This is a genomic window from Bacillus sp. HSf4 (assembly GCF_029537375.1).
Lineage (GTDB): Bacteria > Bacillota > Bacilli > Bacillales > Bacillaceae > Bacillus > Bacillus sonorensis_A.
Window position 1 is genome coordinate 2,481,003 of the sequence record NZ_CP120679.1, and the last position, 21,980, is coordinate 2,502,982.

At 47.0% G+C, this 21,980-nt stretch carries 26 protein-coding genes; 4 read left to right on the forward strand and 22 right to left on the reverse strand.

Annotated features, from left to right (window positions below; all coding sequences use genetic code 11):
* Positions 1 to 96 precede the first annotated feature (96 nt).
* The gene (gene lysA / locus P3X63_RS12750) at positions 97 to 1,419 is read right to left on the reverse strand and encodes a diaminopimelate decarboxylase (protein WP_026587684.1); all 1,323 of its coding nucleotides are present in this window, start codon (positions 1,417 to 1,419) and stop codon (positions 97 to 99) included.
* 380 nt (positions 1,420 to 1,799) lie between these two features.
* Between lysA and P3X63_RS12755 the strand changes: the two genes are divergently transcribed.
* Positions 1,800 to 2,117, forward strand: a complete 318-nt coding sequence (locus P3X63_RS12755) for a hypothetical protein (RefSeq protein ID WP_026587685.1) — start codon at positions 1,800 to 1,802, stop codon at positions 2,115 to 2,117.
* A 44-nt stretch (positions 2,118 to 2,161) separates the two neighbouring features.
* Here P3X63_RS12755 and P3X63_RS12760 read toward each other — a convergent pair whose 3' ends face one another.
* The 19 genes from P3X63_RS12760 to P3X63_RS12850 all read right to left on the reverse strand — a co-directional run bounded on the left by P3X63_RS12760 (position 2,162) and on the right by P3X63_RS12850 (position 16,704).
* Entirely contained in the window at positions 2,162 to 3,649 is a 1,488-nt protein-coding gene (locus P3X63_RS12760; protein ID WP_026587686.1) for a spore germination protein, read from the reverse strand.
* The gene (spoVAEA, locus tag P3X63_RS12765) at positions 3,603 to 4,211 is read right to left on the reverse strand and encodes a stage V sporulation protein SpoVABEA (protein WP_026587687.1); all 609 of its coding nucleotides are present in this window, start codon (positions 4,209 to 4,211) and stop codon (positions 3,603 to 3,605) included. The genes P3X63_RS12760 and spoVAEA overlap by 47 nt, the downstream gene beginning before the upstream one ends.
* Before the next feature lie 6 nt (positions 4,212 to 4,217).
* On the reverse strand, positions 4,218 to 4,568 hold the full coding sequence (gene spoVAE, locus P3X63_RS12770) for a stage V sporulation protein AE (RefSeq protein WP_026587688.1): 351 nt from the start codon (positions 4,566 to 4,568) through the stop codon (positions 4,218 to 4,220).
* Position 4,569: 1 nt separating this feature from the next.
* Positions 4,570 to 5,589: a stage V sporulation protein AD gene (spoVAD, locus tag P3X63_RS12775; protein ID WP_026587689.1), complete on the reverse strand. Its 1,020-nt coding sequence runs from the start codon at positions 5,587 to 5,589 to the stop codon at positions 4,570 to 4,572.
* A gap of 12 nt (positions 5,590 to 5,601) precedes the next feature.
* Positions 5,602 to 6,051, reverse strand: a complete 450-nt coding sequence (gene spoVAC / locus P3X63_RS12780) for a stage V sporulation protein AC (protein ID WP_026587690.1) — start codon at positions 6,049 to 6,051, stop codon at positions 5,602 to 5,604.
* Positions 6,052 to 6,064: 13 nt separating this feature from the next.
* Positions 6,065 to 6,490: a stage V sporulation protein AB gene (locus P3X63_RS12785; protein ID WP_026587691.1), complete on the reverse strand. Its 426-nt coding sequence runs from the start codon at positions 6,488 to 6,490 to the stop codon at positions 6,065 to 6,067.
* A complete protein-coding gene (locus P3X63_RS12790) occupies positions 6,480 to 7,100 on the reverse strand; it encodes a stage V sporulation protein AA (protein WP_026587692.1) in 621 nt (206 codons plus the stop codon). The genes P3X63_RS12785 and P3X63_RS12790 overlap by 11 nt, the downstream gene beginning before the upstream one ends.
* 162 nt (positions 7,101 to 7,262) lie before the next feature.
* Complete coding sequence (sigF, locus tag P3X63_RS12795) at positions 7,263 to 8,030, reverse strand: RNA polymerase sporulation sigma factor SigF (protein WP_026587693.1); 768 nt, start codon at positions 8,028 to 8,030, stop codon at positions 7,263 to 7,265.
* Between the two features lie 12 nt (positions 8,031 to 8,042).
* Complete coding sequence (spoIIAB, locus tag P3X63_RS12800) at positions 8,043 to 8,483, reverse strand: anti-sigma F factor (RefSeq protein ID WP_026587694.1); 441 nt, start codon at positions 8,481 to 8,483, stop codon at positions 8,043 to 8,045.
* Positions 8,480 to 8,833, reverse strand: a complete 354-nt coding sequence (spoIIAA, locus tag P3X63_RS12805) for an anti-sigma F factor antagonist (protein ID WP_277690967.1) — start codon at positions 8,831 to 8,833, stop codon at positions 8,480 to 8,482. The genes spoIIAB and spoIIAA overlap by 4 nt, the downstream gene beginning before the upstream one ends.
* A 93-nt stretch (positions 8,834 to 8,926) precedes the next feature.
* Positions 8,927 to 10,099, reverse strand: a complete 1,173-nt coding sequence (locus tag P3X63_RS12810) for a D-alanyl-D-alanine carboxypeptidase family protein (protein WP_026587696.1) — start codon at positions 10,097 to 10,099, stop codon at positions 8,927 to 8,929.
* A 146-nt stretch (positions 10,100 to 10,245) separates the two neighbouring features.
* Complete coding sequence (locus tag P3X63_RS12815; protein WP_077737214.1) at positions 10,246 to 11,061, reverse strand: purine-nucleoside phosphorylase; 816 nt, start codon at positions 11,059 to 11,061, stop codon at positions 10,246 to 10,248.
* Positions 11,062 to 11,081: 20 nt separating this feature from the next.
* Positions 11,082 to 12,266, reverse strand: coding sequence for a phosphopentomutase (deoB, locus tag P3X63_RS12820; RefSeq protein ID WP_077736555.1), 1,185 nt, complete (start codon positions 12,264 to 12,266; stop codon positions 11,082 to 11,084).
* Between the two features lie 192 nt (positions 12,267 to 12,458).
* Positions 12,459 to 13,349: a site-specific tyrosine recombinase XerD gene (gene xerD, locus P3X63_RS12825; RefSeq protein WP_026587699.1), complete on the reverse strand. Its 891-nt coding sequence runs from the start codon at positions 13,347 to 13,349 to the stop codon at positions 12,459 to 12,461.
* A gap of 6 nt (positions 13,350 to 13,355) precedes the next feature.
* A complete protein-coding gene (locus P3X63_RS12830; protein WP_277690972.1) occupies positions 13,356 to 13,580 on the reverse strand; it encodes a YqzK family protein in 225 nt (74 codons plus the stop codon).
* A gap of 118 nt (positions 13,581 to 13,698) precedes the next feature.
* On the reverse strand, positions 13,699 to 14,148 hold the full coding sequence (gene fur / locus P3X63_RS12835; RefSeq protein ID WP_026587701.1) for a ferric iron uptake transcriptional regulator: 450 nt from the start codon (positions 14,146 to 14,148) through the stop codon (positions 13,699 to 13,701).
* A gap of 118 nt (positions 14,149 to 14,266) precedes the next feature.
* Positions 14,267 to 14,923 carry a stage II sporulation protein M gene (spoIIM, locus tag P3X63_RS12840; RefSeq protein ID WP_026587702.1) on the reverse strand — a complete coding sequence of 219 codons (657 nt, stop codon included), beginning with the start codon at positions 14,921 to 14,923 and terminating at the stop codon, positions 14,267 to 14,269.
* 118 nt (positions 14,924 to 15,041) lie between these two features.
* Positions 15,042 to 16,373 carry a PTS sugar transporter subunit IIC gene (locus P3X63_RS12845; RefSeq protein ID WP_256860482.1) on the reverse strand — a complete coding sequence of 444 codons (1,332 nt, stop codon included), beginning with the start codon at positions 16,371 to 16,373 and terminating at the stop codon, positions 15,042 to 15,044.
* A 31-nt stretch (positions 16,374 to 16,404) separates the two neighbouring features.
* A complete protein-coding gene (locus tag P3X63_RS12850) occupies positions 16,405 to 16,704 on the reverse strand; it encodes a PTS sugar transporter subunit IIB (protein WP_077736553.1) in 300 nt (99 codons plus the stop codon).
* A gap of 299 nt (positions 16,705 to 17,003) precedes the next feature.
* Here P3X63_RS12850 and P3X63_RS12855 point away from each other — a divergent pair, with 299 nt between their 5' ends.
* From P3X63_RS12855 to P3X63_RS12865, 3 genes are all read left to right on the forward strand, one after another.
* Entirely contained in the window at positions 17,004 to 18,440 is a 1,437-nt protein-coding gene (locus P3X63_RS12855; protein WP_372709710.1) for an NCS1 family nucleobase:cation symporter-1, read from the forward strand.
* A 122-nt stretch (positions 18,441 to 18,562) separates the two neighbouring features.
* Complete coding sequence (locus tag P3X63_RS12860) at positions 18,563 to 19,114, forward strand: GNAT family N-acetyltransferase (protein ID WP_077736552.1); 552 nt, start codon at positions 18,563 to 18,565, stop codon at positions 19,112 to 19,114.
* 21 nt (positions 19,115 to 19,135) lie between these two features.
* Entirely contained in the window at positions 19,136 to 19,696 is a 561-nt protein-coding gene (locus tag P3X63_RS12865; protein ID WP_277690977.1) for a GNAT family N-acetyltransferase, read from the forward strand.
* Between the two features lie 890 nt (positions 19,697 to 20,586).
* Here P3X63_RS12865 and P3X63_RS12875 read toward each other — a convergent pair.
* Positions 20,587 to 21,393: a TylF/MycF family methyltransferase gene (locus tag P3X63_RS12875; RefSeq protein WP_026587708.1), complete on the reverse strand. Its 807-nt coding sequence runs from the start codon at positions 21,391 to 21,393 to the stop codon at positions 20,587 to 20,589.
* 123 nt (positions 21,394 to 21,516) lie between these two features.
* The gene (locus P3X63_RS12880) at positions 21,517 to 21,972 is read right to left on the reverse strand and encodes a GNAT family N-acetyltransferase (RefSeq protein WP_277690980.1); all 456 of its coding nucleotides are present in this window, start codon (positions 21,970 to 21,972) and stop codon (positions 21,517 to 21,519) included.
* Positions 21,973 to 21,980 lie beyond the last annotated feature (8 nt).

Sequence of the window (21,980 nt, forward strand, 5' to 3'; positions counted from 1 at the left end):
AAAACACTTCCAAAAATCTGAAAGTGCTGTTTGACATTGAGCCCCGCCGCGAACGCATGAAAAAAGGAGATACCCATCGTGAGCATCTCCCTTTTGTTATGACTGTTTGACTTTCGACTTCAACGGCAGGTCCAGTTTGACAATATCTTCATAAGACTCCCTCTGAATGACGAGCTGCGCTTCCCCATCTTCAACAAAGACGACGGCCGGGCGCGGAATCCGGTTGTAATTGTTGGCCATGCTGTAGCCGTATGCACCGGTGCAAAAAACAGCAAGAACATCGCCGTCGCGGACTTCCGGCACCTCTAAATCCCATATCAGCATATCGCCGCTTTCACAGCATTTGCCGGCAATCGACACCGTATCATCACAGGCAACATTCATTCTGTTGGCGACCGCTGCTTCATATTTTGCTTCATAAAGCGCCGGTCTGATATTGTCGCTCATTCCTCCGTCAATCGCCACATATTTGCGGATGCCGGGCACCTGCTTTTGCGAACCGATCGTATAGAGCGTCGTTCCCGCATCTCCGACGAGCGACCGGCCAGGTTCGATCCAGATTTCCGGAATGTCAAAGCCGAAGTGTTCGGCGTTTGCTTTAACCGCCTCAATAATTTTCTTGACATAAACATCTGCACCCAACGGCTCATCCTCTTTTGTATAACGGATGCCGAAGCCGCCGCCAAGGTTGAGCACGCTCGGGATAAAGGAGTAGGATTCCCGCCACTCTGCGAGCTTTTCGAAAATTTTGTCTGCAGCCAGAACAAAGCCCGCCGTATCAAAGATTTGCGAACCGATGTGACAATGTACGCCAAGCAGCCGGAAACCCGGTGCGCGGAGTACCTGCTCGATGGCTTGTTCCACCTGCCCGTTATGCAGATCAAAACCGAATTTGGAATCTTCCTGACCTGTCGTAATGTAATCATGTGTGTGCGCTTCAACTCCCGGCGTAATTCTGAGCAATACATCCACAGTTTGTCCGGAGCGTTTGCACAGCTCTTCCGTGATGGCAATCTCGTGAAAATTGTCGAGCACAATGCAGCCGATTTGATGCTGAAGCGCCATTTCGATTTCCTGCGGACTTTTATTATTTCCATGAAAATGAATCCGTTCTGGCGGAAAGCCTGCTTTGATCGCTGTAAACAGCTCTCCGCCTGAAACAACGTCCAATGACAGCCCTTCTTCATCGGCAAGCTGAATCATCGCCACAGATGAGAACGCCTTGCTTGCATAGGCGACTTGCGCCTTCAAACCGGCTTCCTGAAACGCTTGTTGGAATTTCCGGGCGCGTTCCCTGATCAAAGCTACATCGTATACATAAAGGGGAGTTCCATATTTTTCTGCTAATGATAGAACATCAACACCGCCGATTTCGAGATGTCCTCTTTCATTTTGTCTGCTGGTACCATGTAAAAACAATTGTCATCCCTCTTTCTCTATCTATAAAGGTGAAAGGAACAGTCCGGATCACTGCCCGATGCATCTTTCGCTTCATAGTGCAATTTCTTATGTTGTATTATAACATTTCGTATCAAAATCTAAACCACCATTTGTCTAAATTTTCTCGCTTTAAATTGAAAATGATTTCCATTCTTCTCTATTAACTCTAGCATAACAGAAAACAGCAATCGATCGAAATAGGCATTCTCAACATCTATGCGATATTGAAAGCCCGGCTTCATGCGGCTTCCAGAAAAAAATGAAAAATTGGGCGCTTCACCTATACAGGTAGGCACTTATCTGAATATACACATAAACAGAGTGTCAAGAAAAAATCATGTCAGAAAGAGGGTTTCAGCATGTATCAACACATTTACCCCCACCCTCCTCTTCCAGCCTATATGTATGAGGAGAGGCACGATCCATATGGGGCACCTCCGTACGATGAACTGAGAATTTATGAGCCATATGAAGGCCAGATTATAACCGCCCCTGCCAATACAAGGTTCTGGCGGAGAGGCACAGAGGTATTCCTTCATTCGTCAACCATTGATCCGTCCGGCCGCGAAATGCTGTACATCGTCTATCCGATCAGACGGCAGAACAATATTTGCAGCCTCAGGGCGGTGGCGATATCAGCCAATGAATACAGAGGAATGCAAAGATACGGATATTAAAAAAAGAGGCTTTTCATTTATGATAAGCCTCTCTAAAGTGATGGTTAAGAATGTTTCGGCTGCCTGACCCTGTTTTTCGGGTGAACAATACTCGGCCTCACTTTCCCTCCCGGAACGGATGTGCGGACAAGGACGTGCCAAAACGCTTTCCCGTTAAAGGGGAGGAGCGGCCAGAGATACGGCGTTCTCAAGGAACGGATGGAAGTCATCACAACGGTTAATATCGTTAAGCCGACGACAAACCCCTCGACCTTAAAGATGGCGACAAGGATCAGCATGAAGAGCTTCACCATTTTGTTCGCCAGGCTCAGCTCATAGCTCGGGGTAGTATAAGCGCCGATCGCTGACAAGGCCACATATAAAATGACTTCAGGGGAAAACAGTCCGACATCGATCGCGATATCGCCGATCAACACGGCGGCGATCAGACCCATGGCCGTTGACAGCGCCGTCGGCGTGTGAATCGCCGCCATTCTTAAAAACTCGACCCCGAGATCGGCTAAAAAAATCTGCATAATGATCGGGATGTGTGATTCTTTATTTAAGCCGATGTATGAAAGGTTCTTCGGTAAAAGCGACGGTTCAATGACAAACAAAAGCCAAAGGGGCAGCAAAAAGGTAGAGGCAAAAATGCCGAAAAAGCGCACCCATCTTAAAAACGTGCCGACAGCCGGCGTCTGCCTGTATTCCTCCGCATGCTGAACGTGATGAAAAAAAGTGGTCGGCGTGATGATGACGCTCGGCGATGTATCGACAATCACGATCACGTGCCCCTCCAGGATATGGCTGGCTGCCACATCCGCTCTTTCCGTAAATCTGACAAGCGGAAAAGGGTTGAAACCCTGGCCGACGAGAAATTCCTCGACCGATTTGTCAGACATCGGCAGCCCGTCGATTTTCACGTTTTCAATCTCTTTTTTTAAAACCTTGACAAGATCCGAGTCTGCCACATCTTCCAAATAGCAAAGGCAGATATCAGTCTTGGAGCGCTCCCCGATATGAAGCATTTTATAGCGGAGGCGTTCATCCCTGATCCGGCGCCTGATGAGAGCCGTGTTGACAATGATGTTCTCGACAAACCCGTCCCTCGCCCCGCGCACGACTTTTTCCGTATCAGGCTCTTCCGGCGTTCTTCCCGGATAGCTTCTGACATCGACAATAAAAGCGAAGTCCGCTTCTTCGACGATGATAGCGACCAGTCCGGACAGCACTTGATCGACAGCTTCATCAAGCGTTTTCGCTTTTGACACCTGCTGATTCAGCAGCCTGTTTTCAACGATTTCTTCAGGATCGCCCGACTCTTTTTCCGAATCATTCAGGTGAACCAGTTCTCTTAACAGGTGAATGATGTATTGCGTGTCACATAATCCGTTCACATAATAAAGCTGAACTTCACGGTCAAGGACCATGACCTTGCGGACGCCCAGGTCAAAGCTCTCCCCCATGCCGACGAACTTCTTAAAATACGCTTCATTCTTAGAAGGATCAAGGAATATTTTTGTCTTCTCTTTCTCTTTTGGCTGAGCACTCATGATACCCGCTCCTTTCTAAAATGAGCTCGACCGCTTTCATTGTGATCGGCGAACCTTTTTTCACATCGTCCTTTCTGCCCATTTTTCCAATATCGCCGATGCCGACGACAATCGGCACATCAAGCTGGTCAAGACAATAGACCGTATCACCGTTCATCCGCTGCACATCAAATTCTCTCACACCGTGTTTATCGACTCCGTATTCTGTCAGCTCACCCTCCGCATCAATCGACACATCGACTTTTGTCCACTCTGCATAATGGGTCTTTGAGGCGACGGCGATAACGCCGAGGACTTCGATATCGGGATGCTTCGCCACATATTTCATGGCCGCCTCCCCCGGTCCTTCCCCTTGCAGGCCGGAATCGTCAAACATGACAAAAACGGGATCATGCGGCGTTTTCAAAATCAGCGAAACAAGCTCGGGGCCGGTTTTCACGCTTGGGTTTCCCATCGATTGGGAAATCGAGCGGCCTCCCGTCTTCCTTGCTGCATATTCAATGGCTTTTGCAGCGTATATATCGCCGTCTGTGACCAAAATGACCTTGCGTTTTGCTGTCATCTTTTTTTATCCTTTCGGTTTAAAAATCACGGCTACGATAAAGGCGAACAAAATAGCGGCGGAAATACCGGCGGATGTCAATTCGAATATTCCCATTCCAATCCCGATCAAGCCGTGTTCTTTTGCCTGATGCATCGCTCCGTGCAAAAGGGAGTGTCCGAAGCTGACGATCGGCACCGTTGCGCCTGCTCCGGCAAAATCAATAAACCTGTCGTAGATGCCGAACCCGTCCAGAATCGCTCCTGCTACGACAAAGGTTGACATGACATGAGCCGGCGTCAGCTTAAAGATATCTAGCAGCAGCTGTCCGATGACACATATCAAGCCGCCCGCAATAAATGCAATCACATACTCCATGTTAGGCACTCCCCCTTTCGGATCGTTCAAATACGACGCCATGCGCAATGCAGGGAATCGATTCTTTTTGCTGGATAATGGTCGGGCTCAGAAGCGCACCCGTGGCGACGACAAGCACCTTCTGAAGCCGTCCCGCTTGGATTTCTTTAAAGATATGGGCGAATGTGACGACGGCCGAGCAGGCGCAGCCGCTTCCTCCTGCAAACACCTGCTGATCAGGCGTATAGATCATCAGTCCGCAATCATTGTGCTTTGTCCCGACATTGATCCCTTCTTCTTTTAAAAGGTCCTTTACAATCGGGCTGCCGACGCCCGAAAGATCCCCGGTCAAGATCAAATCATAATCATCCGGGGTGCGGCCCATATCTTCCAAATGCTGTTTAATCGTATCCGCAGCGGCAGGCGCCATTGCCGACCCCATGTCCTGTGAATCTGTAATGCCAAGGTCGATGACTTTGCCGACCGTTGCACTGGTGATTTGAATATCGCCCGGATCTTGGCTGAGGACGACCGCACCGCTTCCCGTGACGGTCGAAGTCGCGGTGCCCGGCTTTTGCCCGCCGTATTCGGTCGGATAACGAAACTGCCTTTCGGCTGTGGCATTGTGGCTGCTTGTCGCGGCGAGCGCGCGTTTTGCAAAACCGCCGTCGATCAATGCCGAGCTGATCGCAATCGATTCCATGGAGGTGGAGCATGCGCCAAATAAACAAAGAAACGGAATCTTCAAATGTCTCGCTACATAGTTGGCTGTCACATTTTGATTGAGCAGATCTCCGGCTAAAAAGATATCAATGTCTTCCTTTTTGAGGTTTTGTTTCGACAAGGCGGCCTGAATCGCGTCCTCCATCAGCTTTCGTTCCGCCATTTCCCAATTTTTTTGGTTGCAATGCATTTCATCGTATGAATGATCAAATAAATGTCCTAAAGGCCCCTGCTTTTCTTTTGGCCCAACAGCTGTTCCGCTCGAATTAACATACAGCGGATTTTCGAATTCCCATGTTTGTTTTCCCTTCAGTTTCATGATGTTTTCCTCCTAAAACAGCTTGTCAAAGCAAAAGCGGATCAACCCGACAATATACGCGGCCACAACGCCGAAGACGATGACATTGCCGGCCAGTTTAAACATATTGGTGCCCACACCGAGAACATAGCCTTCACTTTTATGCTCAAGCGCCGCACTGGTCATGCTGTTGGCGAACCCCGTCACAGGAACGGCCGACCCCGCACCTGCAAACTGTCCGATTCTGTCATAGATCCCAAGCCCTGTCAAAAGGGCGGATATTAAGATAAGTGTGGCAACTGTAGGGTTTCCCGCCGTTTTTTCATCAAAATGAAAAACGGCCATATAAAAGTTTTGAAAGGCCTGACCGATCGCGCAGATCAGCCCCCCGACGAGAAAAGCCTTAATACAGTTCAGCACATAAGGCGGGGAAGGCTGATACTCTTTCACTTTTGACTGATAATCACCTTTTAAACTTGACATCATAATCCTCCTTTTATGACAGATGAACAAAGATAAGCCATTGAAACAGCGATCCGAGAATTTTCCCGAACACGATGGCCATCAAAAGAATTAAAATCCTGTCCCCCATGCCGATCCGCTTTGCCAAAATCGGCAGGACGTTCAGCACTTCTGTAAGCGCAGCTGCAAGCATTCCGATAAAAACGCCCGCGAGAAGCCCGATTGGAATGAGCAGCCATTTGGATAAAAAAAGCCGGGTCATATTCAACGATTCCCAGCCTCCAAAAACGGCGCCCAAAATAACAGCCCATTCGTACGCCTGGATAAACGCCCCGGTTTTCGTCAGCTGGGTCAGCCTCGGAATAATGCCAAGGACCGTAAGGAAAGCGACAAATCCTGATCCTACCGCGATCCCTCCCGCAAAACCGAGAAAGATGATCAAGAGCGTATTAATGATCATGAATATCCTTTGTCGTTTCTTTATTTTCGTTCATCGCCACATACTGATCCAAATCAAGCTGATATTTAAACATCTCGACTTCCAGCGGACTGGGCTCCTCATTGAAACGTTTTTTAAATAAGTGGTTAAAAAACAAAATCATACCGAGGCCGAGGCCAATGCTGTACGGTATCTGCAACAGGTATGGATAACGATTGATCTTCCCCGTCACCATTTCATAGAGCAGAATATGCACGTCCCTCATGCTGACATCTTCATGAAAATTCATGACCGCAAGGCCGGCGCCGACAAACAAAAGCAGCCAGACAGCGATGAACAGCACTGGGGATAAATTCCGTTTTGGATATTGGATCTCCACGATGGTTTCAGAGCTGCCGACGGTTTGGACATCAAGGTCTGGACACGATATATGTATGGCTTCGATCACCTTCATCACATCCAGAACTACCATGCTTTGATCCGATTTCTTTACCTGGTAAACAGGCAGCTGTTCAAGCTTTTCCTTAAACCGACGGTCTCCCGCCACCTGTGCGATATGGCCGAGCCTGATCAATTCATCCGGATCTGCCTTGAGCCGGTGGCGGAGTCTGATAAAAACTTGACGTTCCATCTGGGTCACTTCCTATATGATGGTTATGGTTGTAGTATGTGGTTCATCCCATTTACGCATTCAGCAAGCTGCCAAAGTCCATAAATTACCACACGCAAAAAAGCCGGCCTCAGGAGAAAGCCGACATTTCAAGTTAAGGAGGCCGCCGTTAACGGCAGCCCTTTAGTTTTCCGAATGATCCATTTTGTTTTTGATCTGTTTCAAGATTTTTTTCTCGAGTCTTGATACTTGAACTTGTGATATGCCGAGGCGGTCGGCTACTTCAGATTGCGTCTTGTCCTTGTAGTACCTTAAATAAACGATCAGCTTTTCCCGCTCGTCCAGATCTTTGATGGCTTCCTTCAGAGCGATTTTGTCGAACCATTTATCCTCGGACTGATCGGCAATCTGGTCGAGAAGTGTGATTGGATCTCCATCGTTTTCATAAACCGTTTCATGAATGGACGAAGGAGAACGAACGGCTTCCTGAGCCATCACGACCTCTTCAGAGCTGATCTCAAGATGCTCGGCGATTTCCTGGACGGTCGGAATTCGTCCGTTTGACTTTGAGAGTTCATCTTTCGCCCTCCTGATTTTATTGCCGAGTTCCTTTAGCGATCTGCTGACTTTGACTGTCCCGTCATCCCTGATAAACCGCTGAATTTCGCCGATAATCATCGGAACAGCGTAGGTTGAAAACCGGACATCATAGGATAGATCGAATTTGTCGACGGATTTCAAGAGGCCGATACAGCCGATTTGGAAGAGGTCGTCGGGCTCATAGCCCCTGTTCAAAAAACGCTGAACGACAGACCAAACAAGACGCATGTTTTTTTCTATGAGGAGGTCTCTTGCTCTTTGATCGCCGTTCTGGCTGTTTTTAATCAGTTCTTTTACCTCGTGGTCTTTAAGCTGAGTGTTCTGGTTTTCTTTTTTAACCTCCACATCCATAACAAATCTCCCTTAATTGCAAAGCGCTTTGCTTTTTGATAAGTGCTTTGTTAAGTGTATTGTGGTCCCCATCTCAGGTGAGGAGTCAATCGTGATGTCGTCCATGAAATTTTCCATAATCGTAAAGCCCATTCCAGACCTTTCAAGCTCCGGCTTGGTCGTGAACAGCGGCTGGCGCGCTTCCTCCAAATCGGTGATGCCGATGCCTTCATCGCGAATCGTTAAATAGACGGTATGGTCTTCAAGGGTGACAGAAATGTATACGTTACCCTGGCCTGAGTTTTCATAGCCGTGGATGATCGCATTTGTAACCGCTTCTGAGACAACCGTTTTAATTTCGGTTAATTCATCCATTGTTGGATCAAGCTGTGCAATGAAAGCGGCAACCGTCACCCTGGCGAATGATTCATTTTGGCTGAGCGCGGAAAACTGAATGTTCATTTCGTTTTTCATGACGCCACCCCCAATGTGACAAGCGCATGCTGTTCCGACTGCTCCAGACGGATGATTTTGAACAGGCCTGACATATCGAACAGGCGCTTGACCGCAGGGGAAATCGCACAGACGATCATCTCTCCGCCCACCTGTTTAATTTCCTTATATCTGCCCAATATGACACCTAGACCTGAGCTGTCCATAAACGAAAGGTCTTCAAGATTCAAAACAATGTGGCGGATGCCGTACTGCACGAAATGATCGCTGACTTGTTTTCTTAAGGCTTCTGCTGTATGGTGATCAAGTTCACCTGTTAACCGAACGCAAAGCACGGATTCTTTGACGTTAAAGTCGATTCCGAGGCTCATCCTCATTCCTCCTTGATTTAAATCGGATAATGAGTGTTTCGATTCAGACTTTGCAAATTCCTTCACCATGACAAAACTAGTGGCCGTTCGGCATTATTCACTCCACTTTGTCCAATTTGTCATCGTCCGTTTGAACAGTGTCCACATGCCTGCTTTTTCCATATCTTTTTCTGCGACAAGAGGGCTTTCATGGAGCACCTTGCCGTCTTTTTTGAGGACGAGGGTGCCTAGTTCTGTGCCTTTTTTGACAGGCGCTTGAGTCTCGTCTTTCAGTTTGACCTCTTTTTTGACGGATTCCATATTTTCACCTTTTTTCGTCAAAAGGGAAATCGGTTCTGATGTCACGAGGTTGATGTTTTGATCGCGGCCTTTATTGACCTTCAATTCGGAAATGACTTCACCCCGCTTATACATCGGATGTGTTTCATATTGACTGAACGCGTAATCGAGCATTTTTGTGACTTGCGCATTCCGATCCTTTGGCGTGCTTGCGCCGAAAACAACGGCGATCACGCGCATGTCTCCTTTTTTCGCCGAAGCCGTCAGGCAGTATTTGGCTTCATTTGTGAATCCTGTCTTGACTCCGTCGACACCCGGATAAAATTTGATAAGCTTGTTTGTATTGACCAGCCAGAATTTTTTATCCGAATCTTCTCTCAAGTAGTCTTCATATGTGCCCGTAAACTTCGTGATTTTATCATATTTTAAAAGCTCTTTGGCCATGATGGCCATGTCATAAGCCGTGCTGTAATGGCCTTCTTCAGGAAGACCTGTCGTGTTTTGAAAAGATGTATCTTTCAGGTCCAGCTCAGCCGCTTTTTCATTCATTCTTTTGACAAATTCCTCTTCAGATCCGGCAATATGCTCTGCCATGGCTACAGAGGCGTCATTTCCCGACCCGATGGCGATTCCTTTCAGCATGTCTTCAACGGTCATTTCTTCACCGGGTTCAAGGAAAATCTGCGAACCGCCCATTGATGCGGCGTACTCGCTTGTTCTGACCTTATCCTTCATTTTAATCTTGCCTTCATCAAGGGCTTCCATGATCAAAAGCATGGTCATGACCTTTGTCATGCTGGCCGGCGGAAGCTTCTCATGGCTGTTTTTGTCATACATGATTTTTCCGGTGTCCCGTTCGATCAGAACGGCGGATTTCGCTTCATGAGCAAGCTCCGTCGATTTCTTTCCACTTTCTTTGGCAAACGCGGATGGCGCTGTCATAAGGATTATCGTAAAAATCAGCAATTTGGATAAATGACGTTTCATCACCCAGACCTCCATTTCGTAATCCTTTTTATTTTTTCCAAATCAGGTGGATTTATACGGATGTTTTGGTAAAAATTTCTCCAAATCTCAAAAGAAAAAGCCAATGCTCTTTTTTAGAACTGGCATTGGCTTGGATGATCGTTTATTTATTGCATTTGACCGATTTTCGCAACGGCGGCTTTGACAAACCGTAAAAAGTCGGCTTTTACTTTTTCTGTTACCTCGATGACTTCATCGTGTGACAACGGCTGATCGAGAATCCCGGCGGCCGCATTTGAAATGCATGAAATACCAAGGACGCGGAGGCCGGAATGCCTTGCGACGATGACTTCCGGAACGGTTGACATACCGACGGCATCGGTGCCGATCGTTCTGAGAAAACGGACCTCGGCCGGTGTTTCATAGGACGGGCCGGAAACCGCCGTGTATACACCCTCTTGTACGCTGATGTCCAGCTCCTCGGCTGTTTTCTTCGCCATTAGGCGAAGCTCTCTATCATAAGCCGACGACATATCTGGAAATCGTACGCCAAGCGCTGAATCATTGGGCCCGATCAGCGGGTTCGTTCCCATATAGTTGATGTGATCCGAGATGAGCATCAAGTCGCCGGGACGGAATGATTCATTCACACCACCTGCAGCGTTTGTAACGATTAATGTCGAGACGCCAAGCTCTTTCATCACTCTCACAGGGAAGGTCACCTTATCGAGAGAGTAGCCTTCATAAAAATGAAAGCGTCCTTGCATTGCGACGACTTGCACATTGTCAAGCTCGCCGAAGACAAGCTGTCCGGCATGACCTTCAACAGTAGAGACCGGAAAGTCGGGGATGTCTTCATACGGAATGTGAACGGCATCTTCAATCTCATCGGCGAGCACACCGAGGCCAGATCCCAAAATCAAACCGACAGCCGGTTTGTGCTCCGTCTTTTCTTTAATATATTGCGCGGCATTTGAAATCATCTGTTTCACGTCGTTTCCTCCTATTTCAGCAGGGATAAAAAGCTTTTTCCGTATGTCGGCATTTTCGTGTTAAAGTTGTCGGCGATGGTCGCGCCGATATCCGCGAAAGTGTCGGCGAGCGGAAGCTGCCCCGTTTGTTTATGTTTCTTGCTGTATACGAGAAGCGGAACATATTCCCTTGTATGGTCCGTCCCGTGGTGGATCGGATCATTTCCATGGTCGGCGGTGATGATGAGCACATCATCTTCCCGCATTTTTTCAAATACCTCCGGAAGCCTTGCGTCGAATTCTTCGAGCGCTTTTCCGTATCCTTCAGGATCACGGCGGTGTCCGAATAAGGCATCAAAATCGACGAGGTTGACGAAGCTGAGGCCGGTAAAGTCCGCCTCAAGCGTTTGGATCAGCTTGTCCATCCCGTCCATATTGGATTTTGTTCTGAGCGATTCTGTAATGCCCTCGCCGTCGTAAATATCGGAAATTTTGCCGATCGCAATCACGTCAAAGCCGTTATCTTTCATTTCATTCATGACGGTTCTGTCAAACGGTTTCAACGCGTAGTCATGACGGTTCGGCGTCCGTTTAAACTCACCCGGCTTGCCGACAAACGGCCGTGCGATGACGCGGCCGACCATATATTTTTCATCAAGCGTCAGCTCGCGGGCGATCTCGCAGATCTTGTAAAGCTCATCAAGCGGCACCACTTCTTCGTGGGCGGCAATCTGCAAAACGGAATCCGCTGATGTATAGACGATCAGCGCCCCTGTTTCCATATGTTCGGCGCCGAGTTCGTCTAAAATCGCCGTCCCTGACGCCGGCTTGTTTCCGATCACTTTTCTTCCCGATCTTTTTTCAAGTTCATTGATCAATTCATCAGGAAAACCTTCGGGAAATACCCGGAATGGTTTGTCTATGTACAGCCCCATGATTTCCCAATGACCCGTCATGGTGTCTTTTCCATTTGAGGCTTCTTTCATTTTGCCGTGGTAGGCAAGCGGCTGATCTGCCACCGGCACTCCTTTGATCTCGCGGATGTTGCTGAGCCCGAGCTTCGCCATGTTCGGCAGGCTGATGCCTCCCATATGTTCAGCTATATGGCCTAATGTATCCGCACCCTTGTCATTAAATTTTTCAGCGTCAGGCGCTTCACCGATCCCGACGGAATCCATAACGATTAAAAATACGCGGTTGTAATGATATGCAGGCATTTGATGGCCTCCTTTTTCCTATGATCTTTATGCTTGGCATAAAAAAACCAAAATACCGCTATTAGCCAAGTATAAACCGTTTACACAACGGTTGACAATACGAACGGAAATAGTGAGAAACTTCCCGCAATTCGTACGCCAAAAAAGCCTTCCCCCGGCAAATGAAAAACCGCGCCTTGTTCTCTAGCGCGGCTATGCCCGGGGATGATACTGCTTATAGACGTCTTTCAGTCTCGTTTTCGTGACATGGGTATAGATTTGCGTCGTCGAAATGTCGGCATGTCCGAGCATTTCCTGTACCGCCCTGAGATCGGCGCCGTTTTCAAGGAGATGAGTGGCGAATGAGTGCCTTAAGGTATGGGGAGTGAGCTCTTTTTGAATCCCCGCCTCCAAAGCGATTTTCTTTAAGTTTTTCCAAAACCCCTGCCGGCTCATCTGTCTGCCGTGATGGTTCAAAAACAGGGCGTCTTCCGTGTTTTTCTTCAAAAGCTTTCCCCTGGCCTTTGAGAGGTATTCTCCGATGGCATGTGAAGCCGCTTCGCCGAGCGGAACGATCCGCTCTTTCCTCCCTTTTCCGAAGCAGCGGATAAACCCCATCGACAAGTGGACATCGGAAAGCTTCAGTTCGATCATCTCGCTGACGCGGATACCTGTCGCATACAATAACTCCAGCATCGCTTTATCCCTGTACCCGAACGGGCTGGTGAGCTTCGGCGTGTCCAGGAGGATTTCGACCTCCTGTAAAGACAACACTTTCGGAAGCGTCCGTTCCGTTTTTTGCGATTCGATATGGACGGAGGGATCCTGGGCGGTCACTTTTTCTCTCAGCAGAAACTGGTGAAAGGCGCGGATGGAAGCGAGATGTCTGGCGATTGTCCTGCCCGATTTTCCGGCGTCTTTCAAATGCTTTAAAAACTGGATAATGTGGAGTCTTGTCACCTGATTGAGAGAAGTGAGACCTTCCGTTTTCTCCAAATGTGCGGCATAGTTGTTCAAATCCCGTTCATAGCTGACAACCGTGTTGTGGGAAAGCCCTCGTTCAACAACGGCATAATGGATAAAATCTTTAATATGAACTTTCACGCTATTCTACTCCCCGTTTAAATAAAAAAAGATTAACCGGTCAAACCAGCTGTTCTCGTCGACTCCTTCCATCGAGGCGACCTTCATAGCGGCTCCTTCCGGTTTATCATACCGATGATAGTTTTCATACTCTGAATTTATCCATATCATAGCATAATAAAACAAGACGGTAAAACCGGTAAACAGCACGAACACTTTGATCATGTCGGCAGCCGTTTTCAGCATTTTCATCGCTCTCAGGTCCCTTCTTTTGATTCCATTACTAAAACTTATGCCAAAAGAGACAAGTTTTATACGTATGAATCAAAAAAGAACCCGCTCAGAGATGAAAGGGTTCTCGCTATCCGGTCTATTCCGCTTCTTTTTGCTGGCAGTCATGGCAGATACCATGGAATGTCAGCCTGTGGTCTTTTATTTTAAATTTCCAATCCTTTTCAACGATGTCTTCAACATCTTCAAGCAAATCTTCTTCAATTTCGACGACCGATCCGCATTCCATGCAGACGAGATGGTGGTGGAAATGAGCGGCTCCTTCTTTGCGAAGGTCATACCTTGACACACCGTCGCCAAAGTTGATTTTATCTACCACTTTTAATTCGGTTAATAATTCAAGCGTACGATATACTGTGGCAAGACCAATCTCAGGAGATTTCTCTTTTACGAGGAGGTATACATCTTCTGCGCTTAAATGGTCTTCCTCATTCTCAAGCAGCACCCTTACAGTTGCCTCGCGCTGAGGGGTGAGTTTATAGCTGGAAGAATGCAATTGTTTTTTAATTCGATCGATACGTGTTTCCATTGACTTTCCCTCCTACGCCGCATTACCTAGCTTATTATATCAAAATGGACGCGGAGAGCCAACTATAATCATTATAAATTGATAAACAAAATGAATATTTTCTAATAATGATTATAAATTAATGCTGTTTCGGCAAAATGTAGTTTGTCAATTTTTCCATCAACAGCGGTGAAAGATAAGCTTCCAATAATGAGGATGCAAAAGACATCGAAAGAATCAGCAAGAGGACAAGCGCGTACCGTCCAAACCATTGGGCCGGCGCTTCCGTGATGCTCCGCTTCACAAACAGCTGCCTGATGAGCCTGAGTGAAAAGGCAATCGCGCATGTGCCCATGATCAGGTAAGCCGGGATCAGAAGGACGTTTTGCGGGAGCACTGACACGAACGACAGGAAAAAACCGTTGATTCCCATTTGATTCACTAAAAAGCCGACTGTAAATCCGACGACGATCCCTTTTAAAAAAACCATGATAAAAATCACGGGCAGTCCGATGATCGAGATGCCGAGAATCCACATCAAACCCAAATATTTTATATTATGAAGAAAGCTTTGTACAAACATTTCCTTTGAGCCTGCCGCTTTTCCCTCGGAGAGCTGTCCAAAAAACCGGTTCAAATAATAGAACAAATCTTCTTTTTGGCTGATCGTCATACTGTTCACGATCACCGCGCCGAAAATCACACCCATCAAAAATAATACCGAAACAAATAAATAGATCGACAGATGATCCTTCAAATGCTGAAATATCTGTTCTTTCATCGTGTGTTTTCGCATCGTTCTTCCTCCCAGACGCTCTTTTGATTTTAATAGATTGTATGAGAGAAACGAGAACGGCATGACTTTTTTTAAAAAATAAAAGGAAGGCTTCAGGCAAGGCCTCCCTTTACGAGTGTTATGATTCTCGTTTTTCAGGCTGCTGATCCCCGCCGAGATTCGCTGTCTGATTGGCGGCGATCACAAACGGTAGATAGATGATCGTTGAAATGGCCAGACAGAGAAGCCCGACACCAAGCGCAATCCAATTGCCGCCCGTCCCGAGAAACGGAATCAGCGGGCCCGGGGTCGTCCACGGAACGGCATAGGCGATCGGCGGAATGATCTGAAACTTGATAAACAAATACCCGACGACAGTATTGACTGCCGGCACAATGATAAAAGGAATCATAAAGATCGGATTTAATACGACCGGCAGACCGAAAATCACAGGTTCATTGATATTAAATAATCCCGGACCGATCGAAAGCTTGCCGATATCTTTGTAATCCCGGCGCTTTGAAGCGATAAAAATCGCGATCAAAAGCCCAAGCGTCATCCCTGAACCCCCGTAATTTGCAAAAGCGTCATTAAGCGCCCATGTCTCCGGGAAAGGAGCATTCCAGGCAGATCCCGTCTTCGCCGCGAAAGCGAGATTTTCCAGATTGGCTTCGGCAAAAATCGTTTCTCTGATCGCCGCGATCGTATTGGGCCCATGGATCCCGAACAGCCAAAGGAAATTGGCGACGACACCGAGAAAGACAACCGTGAAAATATTGGTGCCCATATCCCTTAACGGCGCTTGCAGAACGGTATAAACCAGTTCGTGCAGACCGTTTTTCGTCAGCGATGTCAGCGCGAAGCTCAAGATGGCAAAGCCGATGGTGATAAAAATGATCGGAAACAGCACTTTGAACGTCCTTGCCACCGCCGGCGGAACTTGCGGGGGCATCTGAATTTGCAGACGCTTGGCGTTTGAAAGTCTGCTGAACACTTCACCGACGATGATCCCGATGATCAATGCGACAAACAGGCCCTGGGCGCCGAGCCATTTCATTGTTAAAAAGCTTTCGTTTTCGATCAGGCGATACGGCGCATAAATGATAAAATAGCAGGAAACAGCCGTCAGGCCAGCCAGCAGCTCATCCGTTTTCATGGAGATCGCTAAATTGCGCGCTACGAGAAACACGACAAAGATCGACATAATGTCAAGCGATCCCCGTAATACAGGCGTGAAAACCGCCTGATAATCGGCTAAATTCGGAAACCATTTTTCAAGAAACAAAATTTTGGCGATGAACCCGTCCGGCGACAGGATGGCAAAGTTTAATAAGATGATAATGGAACCTGCCATAATAATCGGAAAGGATAAAATAAAAGCATCGCGTATCGCACAGATGTGTCGTTGTGAATTTAGTTTTGCCGCGATCGGAACTAAAAACCGTTCGACATTTCGTTCAAATTTCTCCATAAATCCGCTCAAAACACTGATCCCCTCCTTTTTATTCAATAAGCGCTAAAGCTTTTTCCAGCACGGCTTTGCCGTCCATTGTTCCGTAATCGCGCATGTCGATCACTCTAACGGGAATGTCTCCCGCTATTGATTCAACCTGGGATTTTTGATATCTGACCTGCGGACCTAAAAGAACGATGTCCGCGGAAGCAGCGGCGCTCCCAGCTTCTGAAACGGGCAAAGCGATGATGTCGACCTCTTCCTTCAGCACCTCTGCATGCTGTTTCATTCTGCTGACGAGCAGGCTCGTAGACATCCCCGCTGCGCAGACCAATACAATTTTCTTCACATTGACCCCTCCTCATAGTGATCCGTAGAGAAAGCGTTTTCACATTTGTGGATAAACGCCTTCCCGGTCTTTTATCCTATGAATGAAATAAACAACTGTTTCATAAAAAGCGAATATTTTTGCTCGCCCCTCTCCGGCATGTCTGATCCTGCTTTTAGTTAACCTTCATAAACGCTGCAAAAAAATTGTTTAGTTTGTCTGATGGAATTTTCAGATTCTTAAGTTATATTTCTTAAAAATGGAAGATCGGGAGGGATGACATGAAATCTAGCAGTCAAGAAAACATTCGCGGAGAACATATGCTGATGAACAAGGATTTGCTGCCTTTAAAGCCGGAGGAGCGCAACTGGAAAGCCGTCAATTTTGCCTCGATTTGGATGGGATGCATCCATAACATCCCAACATATGCAACAGTGGGCGGGCTCATATCTATCGGGCTTTCCCCGTGGCAGGTGTTGGGGATTATCGCTGTTGCTTCCCTTGTCCTCTATATCGCCCTTGCGCTGAATGGCCATGCCGGCGCGAAGTACGGCGTTCCCTTTCCCGTGCTGATTAGATCTTCCTTCGGGATTTTCGGCGCTAATATTCCAGCGCTTCTTCGCGGTTTTGTCGCGATTATGTGGTTTGGCATTCAAGCTTTCGCCGGCAGTACGGCGATTCACATCCTGGTTTTAAATCTGTGGAGCGGCTTTGAAAACATCGGCGGGGATTGGAATTTGTTTGGCCTTCGCTTGCCGGGCCTTTTGTCGTTTATTTTCTTTTGGGGGATCCATCTGCTCGTGCTTCACCACGGCATGGAGTCGATTAGGAAGTTTGAAGTCTGGGCCGGCCCGCTCGTTTATCTCGTTTTTGGCGGTATGGTATGGTGGGCGGTCGATATCGCAGGCGGACTTGGCCCCATCTATCAACAGCCGGGAACATTTCATACATTCGGCGACTTGATTTGGCCTTTCCTGGCCGGAGTGACGGGAATCATCGGCATCTGGGCAACGCTGATTTTGAATATTCCCGATTTTACGAGATTTGCCTCAAGCCAAAAGGAACAGATAAAGGGGCAGTTTTACGGTCTGCCGGGCACATTCGTGCTATTTGCCTTTGCAAGCATCACCGTCACGTCAGGTTCACAAGTGGCCTACGGCAAGCCGATTTGGGACGTGGTCGACATTTTGAATCATTTCGATAATCCGTTGATCATCGCGCTTTCAGTCATTACGCTCTGCATTGCCGCCATTTCGGTAAATGTCGCGGCAAACATCGTCTCTCCCGCCTATGATTTGGCGAATGCGCTGCCGAAATATATCAATTTTAAGCGCGGAAGCTATATGACCGCAGGCTTTGCCCTGTTTACGTTCCCGTGGAAGCTGATGGAGAATGAAGCAAGCGTGTTTTCCTTTCTCGGCACGATCGGCGGAATATTGGGGCCTGTCGCCGGTGTGATGCTTGCCGATTATTACATCATCCGCAGGCGCACGCTTCACATCGAAGAGCTCTACTCTCTAAACGGGAGGTACACGTACTATAAAGGCTACAATTACCGCGCATTTGCCGCAGTCGGGCTCGGAGCGTTTATGTCTCTGATCGGGACATACTTGCCGGCTTTGAAGCCGCTCTATGATATTTCATGGTTTTCAGGCGTGCTTCTCGCTTTTGCGGCATATGTCTTTTTAATGCGCATTCATCCACCCGGCGCCCTTAGAGATCAAACCGCTGATTACGCTGCCGAAAGCAATGGATAAGGTTAAGGCCGTAAGCTATAGACCGCGAAAACGACCACCGCGGTCTATTTTTGTTATATTCAGTCATTTTCAACTAAAGAATGTGATAGACTATTGGATATAAAAAATGATTGGAGTACCTCATGAACGAAAAACACTTTGATGTCAAAGGGCTGAGCTACATTGTCAGGCCCGCCGGACGACAAGATGCAAAGGAATTGTCGGCTTTAAGGGTACAGATCGATGGAGAAACCGAATATTTGGACAGGGAAAAAGGTGAAGGCTTTATTGATGAAGCGGACTTTAGAGAACTGATAAAAAAAGACAGCGAACATGAACGCCGCTTGTTTTTAGTGGCGGTCGCGCAAAACAAAATCGTCGGCTTTTCAAGATGTGCCGGACAGGATTTAAAACGCTTCTCTCATCAAGTGGAGTTTGGTATATGCGTGCTGAAAGAGTTTTGGGGATACGGCATCGGAAACCGCCTTTTAAACGAATCGATTGTTTGGGCTGACACCGCAAGCATTCAAAAAATAACCCTGCGCGTGTCGGAAACAAATAAGAGGGCTTTTAGTCTATATCAAAAGCTTGGCTTTGAAATAGAAGGAATTTTAAAAAAAGACAAGCGGCTTTCTGACGGCACATATGAAAACACGATTGTGATGGGAAGATGGCATGATGAACAGGGCATTTAAGAAAAATTGGAGGAGACCCGTATGAATCCGATACTGCTTAATTTTCCGGACAGCTTTGAAACCCCGCGCTTTTTTGTCAGAGCTCCAAGGGCAGGCGACGGCGCGGCCGTCCATGACGCCATTCGAAAATCGTTGCCTGAGCTGAAGCCGTGGATGCCGTTTGCCAGGGAGCTGCCGAAGGCGGAAGAAACAGAAATCAACGTCAGACAGGCGCAGGCCTATTTTATTTTGCGGAAGGATCTGAGAATGCATATTTTCCATAAAGAATCCGGCGCTTTTATCGGCAGCACCGGCCTTCACCGCATGAACTGGGAAGCGAAGCGGTTTGAAATCGGCTATTGGTGCCATTCCGAATTTGCCGGAAAAGGATATATGACAGAAGCGCTCAAGGGCCTCATCGATTTCGCAAAGAACGCTCTCGGGGCAAAACGGCTCGAAATACGCTGTGACAGCACCAATCACAGAAGCAGAAAAATGGCTGAGCGGCTCGGTTTTCAGCTTGAAGCGGTTTTGCATCATGACGATCTTTCGAATGACCTGAGCGAATACAGGGATACTTGTATTTATGCCGCCGTATGTTAAGGTGTATTTTTTCCTTGAAATACAGTCAATGATATCATCAAGTCGGTTTTGAGCCGTGGATTCACCAAGCCCAGGAGCAGAGCATTAGAAAAGAGGATGTGCTGTGAAAAACGTTTGATCGGATTGGAAGAGGTTTGGTGTTTTGATACTTTTTCATGACCTTCTTTCAGAATCACGAATGATAATTCGTCCTGCTGAACGCGTTTTTTCAATTGAACTACAGAAAAAATTCCTATGGCCTATAAGGGTTTTATCATATACCTTTTCACTCGTTTCAAAATCCTTCGAAATACTAGAGCACTTAAAAATATAGCAAATAAAACAGTTCATACTTCATTACTTAAATCATATACAGAATTAAGAAACAATACTGCGATGATATACAGTGTTAAAAATATGTAAAACAACACTTCTCGTGTCCACCTCTATTCGTTTAAGAGCTTGAATTTGTTATTGTACCATGGATCCAAAAAGTGATAAAAATTCCCATACACATGGCAAAGAAAAAAATCTCTCTTTCCCTTCTGCTCAAATAAGAAAATGAATTTTGCATGAAAGGGCAAGCGAGCAAGTAGTTATAGACCCTCCAATGAGAAATACGCGCGCTTTGCGATGTTATGAAAAATGCGGTTTTAAAAAAGTGCGAATCCTTCCGAAATTAACTGCATGAGGCGAGCATCAAGATTGCGTGTTGATGGAATACAACAAACAAACTAAATCTCATCTCCTTTCACAACAGCCGCCTATTGCAAAGACGTCGCTCCCCTTCACCCGGTTTCTTGAATATTTTCCGGTATAACCTTAAGAAAAATGTACAGAAAAGAACTCGGAGAGTGAATCGATTTGAAAAAAGGTGCATCTAACCCTGAAGATGCACCTTCGGTTTTCCTTTACGGCTTTCGCCAATAAACGGAGTATGGATCGATGGGAACGAGCACGGATTGATCCAGCCCCTGTTCTTTCAGGAAATCAAGCACGGCTGCGCGGCATCCTTTTAGAGTGAAGTCATCAATAATGATAAAGCCGCCTTTTGACACCTTGTCATATAAATTGGACAGACTATCCATTGTCGATTCATACATATCGCCGTCAAGCCGCAAAATGGCGAGCTGGTCAATTGGAGCTTCAGGCAGCGTGTCTTTGAACCAGCCTTTCAAAAATTGAACGCCCTCATCAAGCAAGTCGTATTTTTGAAAGTTTTGTTTCACTTCCTCGAGCGAAACCCTTAAAAAATCAACCTTATGATGCCGGTCCCCCGTGTCTTGCGGGTATTTTTCGATGTCCGGCGCCGGCAGGCCTTCAAAGGAATCCGCCACCCACACTTTGCGGTTATCGACTCCATGCACTTTCAAGAACCCTTTCATAAAAATACAAGCACCGCCCCGCCATACACCTGTTTCGATGAAATCTCCCGCTATGTCTTCTTTCAATACCGTTTCCATGCACATCTGCAAATTGTTCATACGCACCCGGCCGATCATGCTGTGGGCAATCGGCGGCCAGTCCGTTCCCGCTTTGCGGGATTCAGGATTAGGAGCGACACAGCGCACAATTTTTAGATTGTTCCATCCGATCCTCCTTTGCAATTCATGCGGGACAGGTACATTGACCGGTATATAACGTTCATGCTCCTGCCAAATTTCAAATAAAATGGCTTTTTTTAATAGCTCTACATACATTTGCTCAGCCTGTTCCATATCATAAATGCCTCCTGTGCCAAACATTATATTTAGCATCTTATGTGTGATATGAAAGTCAGGTTCTGGTTATTTCAGCCAAAGAAAAATCCTCCTTTAGAAAAGGGAGGATTTTTCTCTGTTTTATTTTTTCTGTTGGACATTCTTGAGCATATCGACATGTGGGATGCCGTCTTCTAAATAGACTTCCGAAACTTCCTTAAATCCAAATGAGCTGTAAAAGGAGCGCAGATGGTCCTGGGCGCTGATTTTGACAGCCTTCTCTCTCCACTCGCTTTCCAAAAAACCGAGCGCCTTTTCAAGAAGCGTCTGCGCGTATCTCTTGCCTCTGTCCTCTTTGCGGACGATCACCCGGCCGATTGACGCCTCTTCATAAACCGCTCCGCCTGGAAACAGCCTGCAATAGGCCAATATCTCACCTTTTTCCTCTAAAAATAAATGGTGGGCCAGCTCATCCAAATGATCAAGTTCATGGTACGGACAGTTCTGCTCGACGACAAAGACGTCTATTCGCAGCTTTATGATGCGATACAGCTCGTCTTTTGACAAACCTTCAAAAGATTTCAGCTTCCACTCCATTCTCTTCC